Annotated in this window: 15 protein-coding genes and 1 riboswitch; of the genes, 5 read left to right on the top strand and 10 right to left on the bottom strand. The window is 61.7% G+C overall.

Features of this window, described 5'->3' with window-relative positions; translation table 11 throughout:
- Window positions 1-10: 10 nt before the first annotated feature.
- From J9892_RS07690 to moaA, 7 genes are all read right to left on the bottom strand, one after another.
- A complete protein-coding gene (locus J9892_RS07690) occupies window positions 11-466 on the bottom strand; it encodes a nitrate reductase cytochrome c-type subunit (protein WP_029314277.1) in 456 nt (151 codons plus the stop codon).
- The gene (napH, locus tag J9892_RS07685) at window positions 466-1341 is read right to left on the bottom strand and encodes a quinol dehydrogenase ferredoxin subunit NapH (RefSeq protein WP_102948211.1); all 876 of its coding nucleotides are present in this window, start codon (window positions 1339-1341) and stop codon (window positions 466-468) included. Before napH ends, J9892_RS07690 begins: the two co-directional genes overlap by 1 nt.
- Window positions 1338-2072: a ferredoxin-type protein NapG gene (gene napG, locus J9892_RS07680; protein WP_049636342.1), complete on the bottom strand. Its 735-nt coding sequence runs from the start codon at window positions 2070-2072 to the stop codon at window positions 1338-1340. Before napG ends, napH begins: the two co-directional genes overlap by 4 nt.
- 16 nt (window positions 2073-2088) lie before the next feature.
- Window positions 2089-4578, bottom strand: coding sequence for a nitrate reductase catalytic subunit NapA (napA, locus tag J9892_RS07675; RefSeq protein WP_041212735.1), 2490 nt, complete (start codon window positions 4576-4578; stop codon window positions 2089-2091).
- A gap of 189 nt (window positions 4579-4767) precedes the next feature.
- A complete protein-coding gene (locus tag J9892_RS07670; RefSeq protein WP_010674154.1) occupies window positions 4768-5070 on the bottom strand; it encodes a chaperone NapD in 303 nt (100 codons plus the stop codon).
- Window positions 5067-5576, bottom strand: coding sequence for a ferredoxin-type protein NapF (napF, locus tag J9892_RS07665; protein WP_010674153.1), 510 nt, complete (start codon window positions 5574-5576; stop codon window positions 5067-5069). Before napF ends, J9892_RS07670 begins: the two co-directional genes overlap by 4 nt.
- 251 nt (window positions 5577-5827) lie before the next feature.
- Window positions 5828-6823 (bottom strand): GTP 3',8-cyclase MoaA, encoded by a 996-nt coding sequence (gene moaA, locus J9892_RS07660; protein ID WP_010674152.1) that lies wholly within the window; start codon window positions 6821-6823, stop codon window positions 5828-5830.
- A riboswitch (molybdenum cofactor riboswitch) is annotated at window positions 6811-6950 on the bottom strand. (Overlaps the previous gene by 13 nt.)
- Window positions 6951-7028: 78 nt before the next feature.
- Between moaA and narQ the strand changes: the two genes are divergently transcribed.
- The 4 genes from narQ to J9892_RS07640 all read left to right on the top strand — a co-directional run bounded on the left by narQ (window position 7029) and on the right by J9892_RS07640 (window position 10829).
- Window positions 7029-8741, top strand: a complete 1713-nt coding sequence (narQ, locus tag J9892_RS07655; RefSeq protein ID WP_042882582.1) for a nitrate/nitrite two-component system sensor histidine kinase NarQ — start codon at window positions 7029-7031, stop codon at window positions 8739-8741.
- Window positions 8741-9379, top strand: coding sequence for a two-component system response regulator NarL (gene narL / locus J9892_RS07650; protein ID WP_039038841.1), 639 nt, complete (start codon window positions 8741-8743; stop codon window positions 9377-9379). Before narQ ends, narL begins: the two co-directional genes overlap by 1 nt.
- A 146-nt stretch (window positions 9380-9525) precedes the next feature.
- A complete protein-coding gene (locus J9892_RS07645) occupies window positions 9526-9951 on the top strand; it encodes a globin domain-containing protein (protein WP_039038868.1) in 426 nt (141 codons plus the stop codon).
- Window positions 9952-10253: 302 nt separating this feature from the next.
- Window positions 10254-10829 (top strand): LON peptidase substrate-binding domain-containing protein, encoded by a 576-nt coding sequence (locus J9892_RS07640; RefSeq protein WP_210538175.1) that lies wholly within the window; start codon window positions 10254-10256, stop codon window positions 10827-10829.
- 284 nt (window positions 10830-11113) lie between these two features.
- Here the strand turns inward: J9892_RS07640 and J9892_RS07635 are convergent, their stop codons facing one another.
- Window positions 11114-13189: a response regulator gene (locus tag J9892_RS07635; protein WP_210538174.1), complete on the bottom strand. Its 2076-nt coding sequence runs from the start codon at window positions 13187-13189 to the stop codon at window positions 11114-11116.
- Window positions 13190-13207: 18 nt separating this feature from the next.
- Window positions 13208-14389, bottom strand: coding sequence for an FIST N-terminal domain-containing protein (locus J9892_RS07630; RefSeq protein WP_113978476.1), 1182 nt, complete (start codon window positions 14387-14389; stop codon window positions 13208-13210).
- Between the two features lie 113 nt (window positions 14390-14502).
- On the opposite strand from J9892_RS07630, the gene yvcK reads away from it, so the two are divergent.
- Window positions 14503-15426 (top strand): uridine diphosphate-N-acetylglucosamine-binding protein YvcK, encoded by a 924-nt coding sequence (gene yvcK, locus J9892_RS07625; protein WP_029314269.1) that lies wholly within the window; start codon window positions 14503-14505, stop codon window positions 15424-15426.
- A gap of 12 nt (window positions 15427-15438) precedes the next feature.
- On the opposite strand, the gene J9892_RS07620 is transcribed toward yvcK, so the two are convergent.
- Window positions 15439-15774 carry an Hpt domain-containing protein gene (locus tag J9892_RS07620; protein WP_010674144.1) on the bottom strand — a complete coding sequence of 112 codons (336 nt, stop codon included), beginning with the start codon at window positions 15772-15774 and terminating at the stop codon, window positions 15439-15441.
- Window positions 15775-15814 lie beyond the last annotated feature (40 nt).

Here is a 15814-nt window from a genome sequence, read left to right as displayed (position 1 = left end):
TATGGGCTCCTCAGTTCAGCGCTTCAACCGGTTTGAAGGTATTGTTCACCAGCGGCTTGGCATCCGCTTGCGGCACGTGGCACTGCAGACAGAAGTAGCGACGCGGAGAGACTTCGCCCAGGGTCATGCCGTCGCGGGTCTCGAAGTGGGTGGGGCTTATCTTGGGGGCCTTCATGGCACTGGCGTTCTTGAAGCTGTGACAGGCCAGGCACTTGTTGACCTTGTTGTCCACTTCATAGTTGCGGGTGTCGTGGGGGATCAGCGGGGGCTGGTGCATGTACTGGCGATCGTAGAGGTCGCCATCCTTGCGAAAGTTCTTCATGGGGGCCGCGTCGGCATCCGTCACCAGATCCGTGCTTCCCCGCTCCGACTTGATGCCCCCCGTGCTGTTGGTGATCTCGGGGACGGCCGCCATCAAGGAACCCGCCATCAGGCAGGCCAGCATTGCTCCAATCAGCTTCTTCATTATGTGTTCTCCGACGTTTTCTCTGCCTTGACGGCAAAACCTACAGTGATTTCAAAAACTTGCTCCGCGCAGACATCGATGCAACGGCCGCAGTTGGTACACTCCTGAGCCGCAATCAAGGGCCCGTGACCACGCCTGGCACCGTGAACGGGGCCGCGCAGGATGGGGCGCTCCGGGCAGACCGCATAACAATCCATGCAGTTGCTGCACCGCTCGCGCCCCGAGGCTGCAATCTTGATGAACCCGACCCGGTTGACCAGGGCATAGAAGGCCCCCACCGGACAGAGGTGACCGCACCAGCCCCGCTCCACCACAAAAAGGTCGAACAGGAACAGCGCCGCCAGCAGGCCCCAGCCCGCCCCCATGCCGAACAGCAGGCCGCGCAGGGTGAGGGGCACCGGATTGACCAGCTCCCACACCAGCACGCCGGCGATGGCCGGCGCCACCAGCACCATGGCCAGCAGCCAGTAGCGGGTAGCGCGGTTGAACTGACCGTTGCCCTTGAGCCCGAGCCGCCCCCTGAGCCAGGCGGCGGCATCGGTGACCAGGTTGACCGGACAGACCCAGGAGCAGAACACCCGCCCCCCGACCAGCCAGTAACCCGCGAGCACCAGCCCGGCCCCGAGCCAGAGGGTGGGGATGGGCCACTGGCCCGCCGCCACCGACTGCAACAGGGTCAGGGGATCCGTGAGGGGCACCGTCTCCAGCAGCAGGGAGCTGGAGAGGTTGCCCTTGAGGATCCAGATGCCCGCGAGCGGCCCCAGCAGGAACAGCCCCAGCACCCCGAACTGGCAAAGCCGGCGCAGCAGCAGGAAGCGGTGGGCACGCCACCACCCCAGCCTGGCCGTGGCCTCGGCCCCCGGATACCGACTCATAGACCCTCCGGTTTGCGGGTCGGCAGGGTGAGCCTGTCGCCGATGAGCGATTTGCCCGCCTTCGCCTTCTCTTCCCAGCCGAGCCGGTAGTGGTGACCCAGCTCCCCCTTGGCAAGCTGGCGAGGCACCACCTTGATGGCCGCCTCCTCCAGCACGCAGGCGTGCTCGCACTTGCCGCAGCCGGTGCAGAGATCGCTGTGCACCGTGGGCAGGAACATGGCGTGCTTGCCTGTGCGCGGGTTGTGCTGCAGCTCCAAGGTAATGGCCTTGTCGATGAGGGGGCAGACCCGGTAGCAAACGTCGCAGCGCAGCCCCAGGTAGTTGAGGCAGGTCTCGTGATCGATGAGCACCGCCACCCCCATCCGCGCCTGATCGATATCGGTCATGGCCCGATCCAGCGCCCCGCTCGGGCAGGCCGCCACGCAGGGGATGTCGTCACACATCTCGCACGGAACGGCGCGCGCCTTGAAGTAGGGGGTGCCGGTGGTCACGGGTTCAAACAGCCGGGCGAGCTTGAGGGTGTCGTAGGGGCATGCCTCGACGCAGAGCCCGCAGCGCACGCAGGCGCCGAGAAACTCGGCCTCGTCGAGGGCGGCCGGCGGGCGCAGCGCCTGGGCAGGCAAAGCCTGCACCTGCTGGCGCGCCACGCCGCCGAGCCCCACGCCAAGCAGGCCCACACCGCAGACCCCCTTGGCCATGTCGGCCAGAAACTGGCGCCGACTACGACTCATCTCGCGCTCCCCCGCCTCAGGCCTTCATGACCTTGACGGCGCACTTCTTGTAATCCGTCTCCTTGGAGAGCGGATCGGTGGCGTCCAGGGTCAGCTTGTTGACCAGCTGGCTCGCATCGAAGAAGGGCATGAACACCAGTCCCTTGGGCGGACGGTTGCGGCCACGGGTCTCGACCCGGGTCTTCACCTCGCCCCGGCGGGAGGAGACGATCACCTCTTCACCACGGCGCACGCCACGGGCCTTGGCATCTTCCGGGTGCATGAAGAGCACCGCATCCGGGAAGGCGCGATAGAGCTCGGGCACGCGACGGGTCATGGTGCCGGTGTGCCAGTGCTCCAGCACGCGACCGGTGGAGAGCCACATGTCGTACTCTTTGTCCGGAGCTTCGGCAGCCGGCTCATAGGGCAGCGCGAAGATGACCGCCTTGCCGTCGGGCTTGCCGTAGAAGCGCACCCCCTCCCCCGCCTTCACGTAAGGGTCGAACCCTTCGCGATAGCGCCACAGGGTCTCCTTGCCGTCCACCACCGGCCAGCGCAGGCCACGGGCTTCGTGATACTGATCGAACGGCGCCAGGTCGTGGCCATGGCCGCGACCGAAGGAGGCGTACTCCTCGAACAGCCCCTTCTGGACGTAGAAACCAAAGTGCTCGGCCTCGTCGTTCAGGGCCCCCTTGCTCTGCTCTTTCGGGAACTGGTTCACCTGGCCGTTGGCATAGAGCACGTCGAACAGGGTCTTGCCCTTCACTTCCGGCATCTTGGCAATCAACTCAGCCGGCCACACCTCTTCCACGGTGAAGCGTTTGGAGAACTCCATCAGCTGCCACAGGTCGGACTTGGCCCCTTCCGGTGCCTTCACCTGCTGGTGCCAGAACTGGGTGCGACGTTCGGCGTTGCCATAGGCCCCCTCTTTCTCCACCCACATGGCGGTGGGCAGGATGAGGTCGGCCGCCTGGGCGGTCACGGTCGGATAAGGGTCGGAGACCACGATGAAGTTGGCCGGGTTGCGATAACCGGGCAGCGCCTCTTCGTTCATGTTCGGGCCGGCCTGCATGTTGTTGTTGCACATCACCCAGTAGGCGTTGAGCTTGCCGTCTTTCAGCATGCGGTTTTGCAGCACGGCGTGGTAGCCCACCTGCTCCGGGATGGTGCCTTCCGGCAGCTTCCAGATCTTCTCGGCGATGGCGCGGTGTTTGGGATCCGTGACCACCATGTCCGCCGGCAGACGGTGGGCGAAGGTACCCACTTCACGGGCGGTACCACAGGCGGAGGGCTGGCCGGTCAGGGAGAAGGGGCCGGAGCCCGGCTGGGAGATCTTGCCGGTCAGCAGGTGGATGTTGTAGCAGAGGTTGTTGGCCCAGACGCCACGGGTGTGCTGGTTGAACCCCATGGTCCAGTAAGAGACCACCTTCTTGTCCGGATCCGCATAGATCTGGGCCAGCTTCTCGAGCTTGTCCTTGGGCACGCCGGAGAGCTTGGAGACGGACTCCAGATCGTAATCCGCCACGAACTTGGCGAAGTCGTCGAAGCTCATGGGGGTGGAGTCGCCGCTGTCCGGGTTCTTGGCCTTTTGCTGCAGCGGGTTGGTGGGACGCAGGCCGTAACCGATGTCGGTCACCCCTTTGCGGAACTGGGTGTGCTTGTTGACGAACTCCCAGTTCACCTTGTCGTTCTGGATGATGTAGTTGGCGATGTAGTTGAGGATCGCCAGATCGGTCTGGGGGGTGAACACCAGCCCGTTGTCCGCCAGCTCGAAGCTGCGGTGCTCGAAGGTGGAGAGCACGTGCACCTGCACATCCTGGTGGGACAGACGGCGATCGGAGATGCGCGACCAGAGGATGGGGTGCATCTCGGCCATGTTGGAGCCCCACAGCACGAAGGCGTCGGCCTGCTCGATATCGTCGTAGCAGCCCATGGGTTCATCCATGCCGAAGGTACGCATGAAGCCCACTACCGCGGAGGCCATGCAGTGACGGGCATTGGGATCCAGGTTGTTGGAGCGCAGGCCTGCCTTCATCAACTTGGCGGCGGCATAGCCTTCCCAGACGGTCCACTGGCCGGAGCCGAACATGCCGACGGCGGTCGGGCCCTTCTCTTTCAGGGTCGCCTTGAACTTCTCGGCCATGATGTCGAAGGCCTGATCCCAGCTGATGGGGGCGAAGTTGCCGTTCTTGTCGAACTTGCCGTTGGTCATGCGCAGCATGGGCTGGGTCAGGCGATCCTCCCCGTACATGATCTTGGAGAGGAAGTAGCCCTTGATGCAGTTCAGGCCGCGGTTGACCGGTGCATCGGGATCCCCCTGGGTCGCCACGACGCGGCCAGCCTGGGAGCCCACCAGCACGGAGCAGCCGGTCCCGCAGAAGCGGCATGGCGCCTTGTCCCAGGTGATGGCGGTCTTGTCGGTACTGGTGATCAGGTTCGCCGCCAGAGTGGGGGCACTGACACCGGCCACGGCAGCGGCTGCCGCCACCGCATTGGCCTTCATAAAGTCGCGTCGACTCAGCTTCATGACATATCCTCGCATTGCTTAATCACATCAATGACAGCCATTGTGACGAGCCGCGCTGGCTCAGCTCCATGGCGCTTTATTCCTTTGCTCTGGGCTTTTCGTTCATCGAACGCAGACAACAGACCCGGCATCCCGTGTATTACCCATGGCGGTCAGCGAACGACTCTTGCGCTTCTGCCACATGACGCCTTATTCCCCATCTTCGGCGTCCATTTCATCGAACTGGTGGTAGATCAGGGCCGCAGAGAGCACCCCGGGCAACCCCTGAATGGTGTCGATGGCCGCCATGATGGGGCGCTGGCTCGGCCCCTCCAGGGTCACCACCAGCTTGCCCTCCTCGCTGACGGCGTGGATCTCGGCCCCGTCCAGGGTCGCAATCCGCTCTGCCAGGGCGTGGCGCAGATCGGGCTGGGTCAGCACCACCAGGCTGGATACATGGAACTCTTCTCGCGTCATATCACCGTTTTCCAACTTGTTCGTCTCTTGGGTCATCGCGAAGCCTCGCCACGAGACAGACCGATGCTGATGCTGCCCACCGGGCAATCCGCCACGCAGGCCCCGCAGCCGTTGCACGACTCGGCATGGATGCTGGGGGTGGGTACGCGCCCCAGTCGGGGGGAAAAGCGGATGGCCTGCTGCTCGCAGCTGTCCTGACAGCGCTGGCAGAACACCTGGGCCGTAGCCAGACAGCCCGCCTCGATATGGGCCACATACTCCCAGGGTGTCTGGGTTGTCGGCCTGAACACCGGCGCCTGGCAGGCGCTCACACACTCGGTGCAGAAGGTGCACTCGCCGCGGTGAAAATCCACCGTGGGGAAGCCCCCGTCTCCCTTGATCAGGATCTGCTCCGGACAGGCCGCCAGACAGTCGCCGCAGCGGGTACAGCCGGCCACGAACTCGTCCCAGGAGACGGACCAGGGCAACTGGATCCCAGCCTTGGGGGCGCTAAGGCGTCCCCGAAACAGGCCTCTGCGTGACAAGTTGACCCCGTCGGTCATATCGACTCCTCTTTTCGGGGACGAATGCCCCCGCGCGGATCCCGTGACTGGCATTTTCAATGCCAATTATAAGCGTGGGTGTATATTGCGGCCCTGACAAGTCAGGGGATATACCACCAGGGAGATAAACAGGGGGGATTCTTGCGCTGGATCAAACCCTTGGCGTAATTAGACACAGCAGGGGCAAGGTAAATTACCCCTATGTGAGGATTGATAATTAATCGAAGGTTATTTGAGGTGCACGGCGGCTGTCAGCCGCCGATGGAGGCCAGGTGGGGGGTCATGCCTGCATTGCCTTCATGGAGGCGATGGGTGGCGGCCTTGCCGGTCAGCGCCTGGCGAATACGCCATTGCAGCGCCTCCTGCTGGCTGTCATCGGTGAGCAGATCCCGCAGTTCCACCCCGTTGTCGCCAAAGAGACACAGGTGCAGCTTGCCCTTGGAGGAGACCCGCAGCCGGTTGCAACCGGCGCAAAAATCCTTGCTGTAGGGCATGATGAGCCCCACCCCGCCCCTCGAGTCCGGATGCGTGAACACCTGGGCAGGGCCATCATCCAGGCCGCGCAGCTGCTGCACCCAGCCGCTCTCTTGCAGGCGCTGCTTGATGAGTTCACCGCTGGTATGGTGGTCGCGAAACAGGGCGTCCATCTCGCCGGTCTGCATCAGTTCGATGAAACGAAGCTCGATAGGTTTGTCCCGGATCCAGGCGAGGAATGTCTCGAGCTGATGATCATTGAGCCCCTTGAGCAGCACGGCGTTGATCTTGACCGACCGGAAACCTGCACTCAGGGCGGCGTCTATCCCCGCCATCACCTCCGCCAGCTTGTTCTCGCCGGTGATCTGGTGGAACTGGCGGGGATCCAGGCTGTCGACGCTGACGTTCAGGGCCGTCAGCCCCGCATCGAACCACTCGCGGGCACGCTCCTTGAGGCGATACCCGTTGGTGGTCATGGCCACCTTCTCGATGCCGGGAGTATTGGCCACGGTCTCGATGATGGCCGTGAAGTCGCGACGCAGGGAGGGCTCGCCTCCGGTCAGACGCACCTTGCGCGTCCCCATGGCCGCAAACCCGGAGACGACGCGACGGATCTCCTCCAGGGAGAGGAAGGACTGGCGCCCCTCACCATCTCCTTTCGGCGGGTGATAGCCGTCCGGCAGACAGTAGGTACAGCGGAAATTGCAGACGTCGGTGACCGACAGACGCAAATAGTAAAAGCGACGGGAAAAACCATCTTCAAGTGGCAACATAAACACCTTTCCAAATACGGGAGGCCAGGGCATTTCTTTCCTGACCCTTTCAGCTCGAACATCGGCTGACGGCGATCTCCCCCTATCTCAATGACTTAGGCAAAATCGCTCGGAGTTCATCTAGTTTTTCGATGCTAGCACAACTTGGAGTACACTCCCATGCTACTTTGTGGGGTCTTTGTGGGTGAAAAGGGAGCCGGTCGGCATGGGAAAATGGTTCAGAGTGCAGTCGGTCAGCAGCGCCATCGGTCGCTCCATGGTGCTGATCCTGTTCATGGCCAGCCTGATCGCCGTGGTGGCCATGGTCACCCTCTTCTATTCGGTTCCCGATGCCAAAGCCATCAACCTGTCGGGATCCCTGCGCATGCAGGCCTACCGCATGGCCTATGAAATCGAGAAGGATCAGGTCGTCCTCGGTCGGCTCGCCCAGTTTGAACAGACCCTTCATGCCCCCGAGCTGCAGGAGACCCAGCGCTGGATCACGCCCGCCTCCCTGCGCCGCACCTATGGTGAAGTCCTGCTGCAATGGCAAGTGATGCGCGAACACATCGAGAATGCCACCCCCAGCCGTTATACCGACAATACGGAACAGTTCGTCGCCGCCATCGATGACTTCGTCAACCAGATGCAGTACCACGTGGAGTTCAAGGTGCGCATGCTGGCCCTGGCAGAGGGGTTGGGTCTACTCGCCATCATCACCATCGCCTGGTGCACGGTGCGCTTCACCCGCCAGCAGGTGGTGGCCCCCCTCAACCAGCTGGTCTATTGCGCACGCCAGATCCAGCGTCAGGAGTTCGATCTCACCCTGCCCCCCCACTGTGAAAACGAGCTGGGAGAGTTGTCGGGGGCGTTCGCGACCATGGCCGACGAGCTTGGCAAACTCTACCGGGAGCTGGAGAGCAAGGTGGAGGAGAAAACGGCCAAACTACAACAGGCCAACGACACCCTCTCCTTCCTCTATTCCACCGCCCAGAAACTGCACGCGGCGCCCCTCAGCCGCCGTACCCTGCAAAAACTGCTGGAGCGGGCCGCCGCCCACCAGCACATCGAGTACATCCGCCTCACCCGCTTCGAGCACAATGCGATGCCGGTCTACATCACAGGGCGAAAGGGGTGGCCGGGGGATCTGGACGCCGTGGTGAGTTTCTACCTGCAGATGGATGACGAGGAGTACGGCCGGCTCGACATGATAAGCGGCCACCCCATCGACGAGCGGCTGATGAAGAACTTCTCCATGTTGCTGGCCCAGGTGCTGCACAAGGATCAGACCCTGCTGCAGCACCAGCGCCTGCTGCTGATGGAAGAGCGCGCCGTCATCGCCCGTGAACTGCACGACTCCCTCGCCCAGGCCCTCTCCTACCTGAAGATCCAGGCCACTCTGCTCAAGCGCTCCTTCGCCAAGGGGGACAGGGCCAAGACCGAGGCAGCCATGGAGCAGATCGACGAGGGACTCAGCAATGCCTATACCCAGTTGCGCGAACTGCTCGGCACCTTCCGCCTCAGCATCGGCGATGCCAACCTGGGTGAAGCCATCGCGGTCATGCTCGAGCAGCTCAAACCCCAGACGCACGCCGACATCAGGCTCCAGTACGGACTGACGGACACCGACCTTGAAGCGGGGCAGCACATCCACATCCTGCAGCTGATCCGTGAGGCAGTGCTCAATGCCATCAAGCATGCCAGCGCGCGGCACATTGACGTTAGCTGTGAGACCCTGGCTGATGGTAACATCCAGGTTCAGATTGCAGACGATGGTGTTGGAATAAGGGGCGCAAGCTCGGCGGTGAATCACTACGGTCTCAGCATCATGAATGAACGCGCCAGCAAATTGCGCGGCCAGTTGACCATCAGTGAACCGCCCTCCGGGGGCACCCGCATACACCTGACCTTTCCCACCAGCCTAACAAGAGACGCCTGATGGACGAGATGAAATACAGTGTTCTGGTCGTGGATGACCACCCCCTGATGCGCAAGGGAATTGTGCAACTGCTGGAGTTGGAAGATAACATCGACGTGGTTGGCGAGGCTTCCAACGGCACCGACGCCGTGGCCATGGCAAAGGAGTCCGAACCGGACCTCATCCTGCTCGACCTCAACATGAAGGGGTTGTCAGGTCTCGATACCCTCAAGGCGCTGCGGGCCGAAGAGGTGACTTCCCGCGTGGTGATCCTGACCGTCTCTGACGCCCGCCAGGATGTGGTTGCCCTGCTCAAGGCAGGCGCGGACGGCTATCTGCTCAAGGACACCGAGCCTGACATGCTGCTGGCCCAGCTGGCTGACGTGATGACCGGCAAGCAGATCCTGAGCGAGCCGCTACGTCCCTATCTCGAGAACATCTACGAGCTGGACCACCTGCAGCAGAAGCTGGAGAGCCTGACCCGACGCGAGATGCAGATCATGCGTGAAATCGCCAAGGGGTTGTCCAACAAGCAGGTCGCCTCCGTGCTCCATATCTCCGAGGGAACCGTCAAGGTCCACGTCAAGAGCCTGCTGAAAAAGCTCGAGGCCCAAAGCCGCGTCGAAGCAGCCGTCATGTACCTGGAACAGCGCAACTGAGGTCCCGGCCTCCTGCCAGCAAGGGGTCACCTTCCGAGCCTCCTTGCTGGCCCCCTCTTCTTTTCCCCAAATGGCGCGGAACCCGGTGCTCTATTGAGTAGATGGATTATTATTTTCATGACATCGCACGGGAAGGAAACATCGACATGACCTTTGAGCAGATAGAGCTGGTCCAGAAAGCCTGGGGCAGGGTGAGCGCCCTAAACAACAGCTATGTCCAGGAGGTGTATGAAGAGCTGTTCAGATTGTCTCCCGAACTCAGGGCCCTCTTCCCCCCACATCAGGAGCTGCCCGTTGCCAAGGTGTCGGACACCCTGAACACCGTCATCACCAGCCTCTCCCAGCTGGATGCACTGGGTTTCATCATTCGCGATCTCGGCAGGCGTCACCAGCGATTCAACGTTCAACCCCACCAATTTGCGCTGCTCAAACAGGCGCTGACCCAGGTACTGGCACGGCGTCTCGGCAGTGGTTTTACCCCGGCACTAGCACAGGCCTGGTCGCAGATGTATGACGAGATAGCCGCCCTGATGCTGGACGGCATGACACAGCACACCGAATTCACCACCTGATCCCCTGGCCTTGGCCTCCAATCGCTGAATGGGTCTGTAACAGGCATTTTGCATGAATCAAATTTGCAATATGCGAAAATAGACTCATTCTGCACACGGGGTATGTTCGGCGCCTTAACACCTCACCTGAATCCCTTTCGCACTACCTTGCCTGCGTTCGTGATACAAAATCACAATAGATTGATTTTAAATGGATATTAAAAATAACCACGGGAAATGGCTCACCCCTTCGCCACGCCACCTCTCTCTGGCACGGTCACTGCATTGTCACATTCAGCAATGACTGATTAGGAGGATGGAACATGAAACTTCAACAACTGGCACTGTTCCCCTTGCCGTCCCACATTCTGCCCGGTGGCAAGCTCCCCCTTCGCCTGTTCGAGCCGCGCCACCTGCAGATGCTCAAGGAGTCCTTCCTCGAGGATCGTGGCTTTGGCATCGTGATGGAAGAGACCACCAGCACGGGCACCTGCGGACGGATTCTCCCGGTCGGAACCCGCGTCAAGGTGACTGATTTTTATACCCTCAACGACGGTTTGCTCGGGATCACCGTGCTCGGCCTTGAACGCTTCTGCATCCACGAGATGGAAACGGATGACGCAGGCCTCAGGCACGCCCAGGTCGAGCCACTGCCCAACTGGCCGAGTGCGGATTCTGATGTCAGCGACAACCAGCTGGTCAGCCGATTGAGAGAGGTCTTTGCACAATACCCGGAACTGGATGAGCTCTACCCGGACAAGCAGTTCGACGATGCAGCCTGGCTCTGCCAACGCTGGCTCGAGATCCTGCCCATGCCGATCTATGAAAAACAGATGTTGATTGCCAAACAGAACAGTGAAGCGGCGCGCCAGTTCTTGCGCCGACTGATCGCACAGTGAGTCAAAGAGTGAGTCAAAGAGTGAGTCAACGGTTGGTTTGCAAAACGCGAATTCTCGGCACTGCATTCTTATAATGAAAAAATGAGAATTGCATTTTGCAATCACGGTAGCGATAAATAACACACAATTCAGCTACAGGCCGCAAATAACAGGTTTTGAAAAGTTGGCACGACTTTTTCATATAAAACCGTACAACCCGATTTATCCCGTGCTCTCTTCAGTATTTGCTGAAGAATTGGTCAACCACCAGGTTGACCATTTTTTTTACCCAAAAGCGGCCGGCATCACCTGCAATGGCGGAGCAGGCAGCTTCGCAGCCTGGCAAGACTGATGGGTTTGGCCAGAAAATCGTTCATGCCCTGGGCAAGGCAGCGGGCCCTGTCCTCCATCATGGCATTGGCCGTCAACGCGACGATGGGCACCTCGTACCCCATGTCCCGCAGGCGCCGGGTCGCCTCCAGCCCATCCATCTGCGGCATCCGCATATCCATCAGGACAAGGTCCGGCTGCTGCTTCGCCACCTGTGCCAGGGCCTCCAGCCCATTGCCTGCCAGCCTCACCCTGCACACCAGCTTCTGCAACATCAGGGATACCACCAGCTGATTGACCGGACTGTCTTCCACCACCAGCACATCCAGCTCCAGTCTGGCGCACTCTTCACTGCCGGGGGCGGCGGCCGGAGCACAGGGAGAGGCCATCCCGGGCAGCTCGAACCAGAAGCAGCTTCCCAGCCCAGGCGTGCTCTGCACGCAAATGTCTCCCCCCATCAGCTGCACCAGCCGCCTGCAGATGGCCAGCCCGAGCCCCGAGCCGGAGAAGCGGCGGGTTGCCGAACTGTCGACCTGATAGAAGGGTTCGAACAGCAACGCCTGATCCTCGGCGGAGATGCCGATCCCCGTGTCGCTGACCATGACCCCCAGCTTTTCCTCCTCCCAGGTCAATGCCAGACGCACGCTGCCGACGGAGGTGAACTTCACGGCATTGCCAAGCAGGTTGCCTATCACCTGGGAGAGGCGGACGGCATCCCCTTGAAGGCGTTCAGGGAGCGTCTCATCCAGATGCCAGTGCAGTGTGATGCCCTTGGCACAGGCCTGTGCCTGCAAGGGCTCCACCAGGGCACGGCACAGCTCGGCTGGCTGAAAGGGTTCACAGTGCAGCGTCAGGGTATGTGACTCTATTTTCGAGAAATCGAGCACGTCGTCGATGATGGTCTGCAACAGATGCGCAGAGTGGGTGGCATGACCGATGAGGGTCTGTTGCGGAGTGTCGAGTCGGCCGTGCTGCAGCAGATCCAGCATCCCCAGCACGGCGTTCATGGGAGAGCGGATCTCGTGGGTCATCATGGCGAGGAACTGGGATTTGGCACGGTTGGCCGTCTCGGCATCGTCCCGCGCCCGCGCCAGCTCCTGCTCGCGGCGGATCTGGCTGCCTATCTCCCGCGCCGTACCCCGATAGCCGAGGAAGCGGCCACCGGCATCATGGCAAGGCTCCGCATTGATCTCCATCCAGCAAGGCCCGCCCGCCAGCATCACCTGGGCCCGCATTCCCCGCACCGGCAGATGGTGGGCGATCAGGTGCCGGTAGTGACTCCAGGCCGGTTCCTGCTTGTCGTGGGCAAAATCATAGAGGCTTCTCCCCGTCTGGCGGGCCAGCACTTCCCCCTGATAGCCAGGTGCAGAGACATAGCTGAGCCTGTGCTGGGGATCGGTCTCCCAGAACCAGTCGGAGGCCATGGCGGCAAAACTGCGAAAACGCTGTTCGCTGGCCTGCAGGGCCAGGGTCTTGAGGTCAACCTGTTCTTGCAGGCGAGCCCGATAGGCGATGTTGACCAGGGCCTGGGAGATGAGCGGGCGACAACGCTGCATCGCCGCCTTGCTCTTGAGATCGAAGGTGCCCGCCACGCTGTGCCGGCAGATGAGCACACCGGAAAACCCCGGTCCCTGCAAGCCTGTCATCATGACGCTGGCCCAGCCCGGCGCCCCCGCCAGCGGCGCCAGCTCAGGCAGTTGGGCGGGATCATAGATGACCAGGGTCTCCCCCTCGATGGCCCTGGAGAAGAGCGGTGTCAGCGACCAGGTCCGGCCCACCTCGTCCGGCTGGGTGCTCAGATGGGTGCTGCCCCCTACGGCCTCCCAGGCGACCACGTCCGCCTGTTCGAATCCGATAAAGGGCTTGAGAGCAAGAATGAGACTCTCCAGTACCTGCTCCAGACTCTGGGCCTGTGCCAGGGTCGCCACCCCGCACAGCAGGGCTTGGGACTCCTCCCGATATCTGGCCTCCCGCTCCCGGCAACGCATCAGCTCCACCAGCGTGGTTTGCAGTTTGTCACCCAGGGTTTCGAGTTCGCTATTGCCTATCATCTTGAATCCAGCACAGTGTCAGCTCTCGAGGAAGATTACGCTCGACACCATGAGGTTGCCGTGTGCCAGCTCACCATGGGGTAATCGTCCCTGTTCACCGAAGGTAAAGGGCGTGATGAAGGGGATCTCACCCAGCCTCTGACTGAATTGACTGACGATGTCCCCCAGCCTGTCCCCCAGTGCCAGCCGACAACCGGCACAAAACACCACCAGGGCGCCAAAGGGGCGCATATTGCTCGCCATGCCATATTCAGGCTCGATATTCACCGCATTCAGGCTGCGCTGCAACAACCCTTCCTGGCTGCTGTACATGAGCAGCAGCCGCTCTCCCAGTCGGGTCTCGGTAAAGAGGCGCAGCCCCTCCCGCGCCGTCACCGCCTCGGGATGGGAGAGCTTGTAGTAGGGCAGGTCATCGAGCATGCCGACCTGACGGGCCAGTGGCGAGAGCGTCGTCTCCCTGAGGATGGGGCCCACCGGCCAGGGCGTCGCACGCTCGGTCCAGCGACCATAGACCCGGGCCGCCGGCTCGTGATCGATGGTCAGCACCTCCCGCCCGTCTATCCCGGTAATGATGCCGCGACACTCGGTGGGTACATAGCCTGAATGAAACTGGAACGCCAGTTGGCAGTCGGGGTAAAGCACCGCCAACACGCACCCTTGTGATCCCTCCCCTTCGTCCCAGCACAGCTGCCACTGCCCGGCCACGCCATCGTCTGCCGCCGACCCGCCGACGACGGGAACGGTCGCGCCAAACTCGGCGTCGATCCCCGCGAGCACAACCTCCTCCAGCCCCGGGCTGGTGTGCAGCAACACGAGCTGCGGCAGCTCTCCCGGTCGGCCACCATCGGCGATAGCGCGGCGCAGCAATGCCCGCACATCCGGTTGATCCCCCATCTGGCCAGCCACGCCATAGGTCCCCTTGTCATCATAAAGGGCGGCGACCGACAGGCTCCAGCCATGCCGACCATGATGGCCATCCTGGGTCAGGATACCGCCGCAGGAGCTGCAACCGATCAGCCGGGTATCGGGAAAACGTGCCTTGAGCGCACGGCGCAGTTCCGCCGCCTCGTGTGCTTGGGTAAAATAGACCAGCAACAGCGATGGAACATGGGATGACTGGGCATACAACCGCTCTGTAACTTGTTGGGCGGCCAATGGGGTCGTCTCGGCAAGCGAGTGAGCCGTCAGGAAGTTCAACATCGTCTCCTAGGGGTACGGGATGCTGGCATCAAGCAAAAATCATACCCTTATCAAACAATTACCTGGCCATGGAGACTAGAATAGTGCTCACTGGCCTCCCACGGGATCACTGCATGTGGCAGAAAAATATCAATGACTTCGACCGGGTCGTCGCCATCGGCGGCGGGCACGGTATGGGCCGGGTGCTCTCTTCCCTGTCGTTCTTGGGATCCCGGCTGACGGGCATCGTCACCACCACGGATGATGGCGGCTCCACCGGACGCCTGCGCAAAAGCCAGGAGTGCATCGCCTGGGGGGATCTGCGCAACTGCCTCAACCAGCTGGTGACCACCCCCAGCATCGGTAGCCAGCTGTTCGAGCACCGCTTTACCGGCCGCGGCGAGCTCGCGGGCCACAACCTCGGCAACCTGATGCTGCTGGCCCTCGACAACCTCTGCGTGCGCCCCCTGGATGCCATCCGGCTCATCAGCGACATGCTGGAAATTGAACCCAATCTGCTGCCCATGTCCGAGCATCCCACCGATCTGTGCGCCCACACCGTCTGTGGCGATCAGATCCTGGGGGAGGTCTCCATCGATCAGCTCACCACGCCGCCACGGGCCCTGAGCCTGAAACCGGTCGTGCCCGCCACGCGCGAAGCGGTCGAGGCGCTGAGCCAGGCCGACATGATCATCCTGGGGCCAGGCAGCTTCCTCACCTCCATCATGCCTCCTCTGCTGCTGCGCGAGATTGCGGAGGCGATCCGCAGCAGCCGCGCCATCGTCGTGTTCATCAGCAATCTGGTGGACGAAGAGGGTCCGGCTGGCCAGTTGTCACTGTCCAGTCAGCATCGTTGGCTGGAAGAGCGGATAGGCAGCGGCCGGATCGATGCCATTCTGGCTCCCGAGGGTCCCCAGGTACCCGAGCTGCAGCACTGCCTCGTTCGGGCCGAGCTGGGTGAAGCGGCCCTCCCCCACCGCCACGACCGCCTCAAGCTGCGGCTGGCACTCGACACCGTGATCCTGAGCAGGCTTGGCGAGCGCGACATGGCGGGCTGATGCCCTTCTGGATCAGTGAAACTGGGCCAGATGGGTGAAGACCTGGGGCAGGGAGTGCTCCAGCTCAGCCAGCAGTCTGCCGGCCTCTTGCTCATCTTCCCGGCGACAGGCGGACTCCAGATCCATCACCTGCTGATAGCTGGGTTTGGCGCCATAGCTGCCACAGGACGATTTCATGCTGTGGGCGAGACGCGCCAGGGCTGACCAGTCCCGCTGTTCAAAAAGCGGCCTTAATTGGGCCAACTGCTCGCCTACCTCTTCGACAAACACCGAGATGACGACCGGCATCATCTCGTGACCGATGTCATCTGCCAGTTGTCGCAGCACTTTCTGATCCAGCCACTCCATCTTCTCTTCCCTATGATGGTATTCAAACAGACCACAATAT

The sequence above is a fragment of the Aeromonas sp. Prich7-2 genome (assembly GCF_017939255.1).
Classification (GTDB): domain Bacteria; phylum Pseudomonadota; class Gammaproteobacteria; order Enterobacterales; family Aeromonadaceae; genus Aeromonas; species Aeromonas caviae.
Note: the sequence above shows the minus strand (reverse complement) of the source record. Positions and strands in the feature narration are given on the sequence as shown.

What these genes read in the sequence shown, in the direction of transcription:
- J9892_RS07690 (WP_029314277.1), bottom strand. Translation starts at nt 466, where the DNA reads ATGAAGAAGCTGATTGGAGCAATGCTGGCCTGCCTGATGGCGGGTTCC.
- napH (WP_102948211.1), bottom strand. Translation starts at nt 1,341, where the DNA reads ATGAGTCGGTATCCGGGGGCCGAGGCCACGGCCAGGCTGGGGTGGTGG.
- napG (WP_049636342.1), bottom strand. Translation starts at nt 2,072, where the DNA reads ATGAGTCGTAGTCGGCGCCAGTTTCTGGCCGACATGGCCAAGGGGGTC.
- napA (WP_041212735.1), bottom strand. Translation starts at nt 4,578, where the DNA reads ATGAAGCTGAGTCGACGCGACTTTATGAAGGCCAATGCGGTGGCGGCA.
- J9892_RS07670 (WP_010674154.1), bottom strand. Translation starts at nt 5,070, where the DNA reads ATGACCCAAGAGACGAACAAGTTGGAAAACGGTGATATGACGCGAGAA.
- napF (WP_010674153.1), bottom strand. Translation starts at nt 5,576, where the DNA reads ATGACCGACGGGGTCAACTTGTCACGCAGAGGCCTGTTTCGGGGACGC.
- moaA (WP_010674152.1), bottom strand. Translation starts at nt 6,823, where the DNA reads ATGTTGCCACTTGAAGATGGTTTTTCCCGTCGCTTTTACTATTTGCGT.
- narQ (WP_042882582.1), top strand. Translation starts at nt 7,029, where the DNA reads ATGGGAAAATGGTTCAGAGTGCAGTCGGTCAGCAGCGCCATCGGTCGC.
- narL (WP_039038841.1), top strand. Translation starts at nt 8,741, where the DNA reads ATGGACGAGATGAAATACAGTGTTCTGGTCGTGGATGACCACCCCCTG.
- J9892_RS07645 (WP_039038868.1), top strand. Translation starts at nt 9,526, where the DNA reads ATGACCTTTGAGCAGATAGAGCTGGTCCAGAAAGCCTGGGGCAGGGTG.
- J9892_RS07640 (WP_210538175.1), top strand. Translation starts at nt 10,254, where the DNA reads ATGAAACTTCAACAACTGGCACTGTTCCCCTTGCCGTCCCACATTCTG.
- J9892_RS07635 (WP_210538174.1), bottom strand. Translation starts at nt 13,189, where the DNA reads ATGATAGGCAATAGCGAACTCGAAACCCTGGGTGACAAACTGCAAACC.
- J9892_RS07630 (WP_113978476.1), bottom strand. Translation starts at nt 14,389, where the DNA reads ATGTTGAACTTCCTGACGGCTCACTCGCTTGCCGAGACGACCCCATTG.
- yvcK (WP_029314269.1), top strand. Translation starts at nt 14,503, where the DNA reads ATGTGGCAGAAAAATATCAATGACTTCGACCGGGTCGTCGCCATCGGC.
- J9892_RS07620 (WP_010674144.1), bottom strand. Translation starts at nt 15,774, where the DNA reads ATGGAGTGGCTGGATCAGAAAGTGCTGCGACAACTGGCAGATGACATC.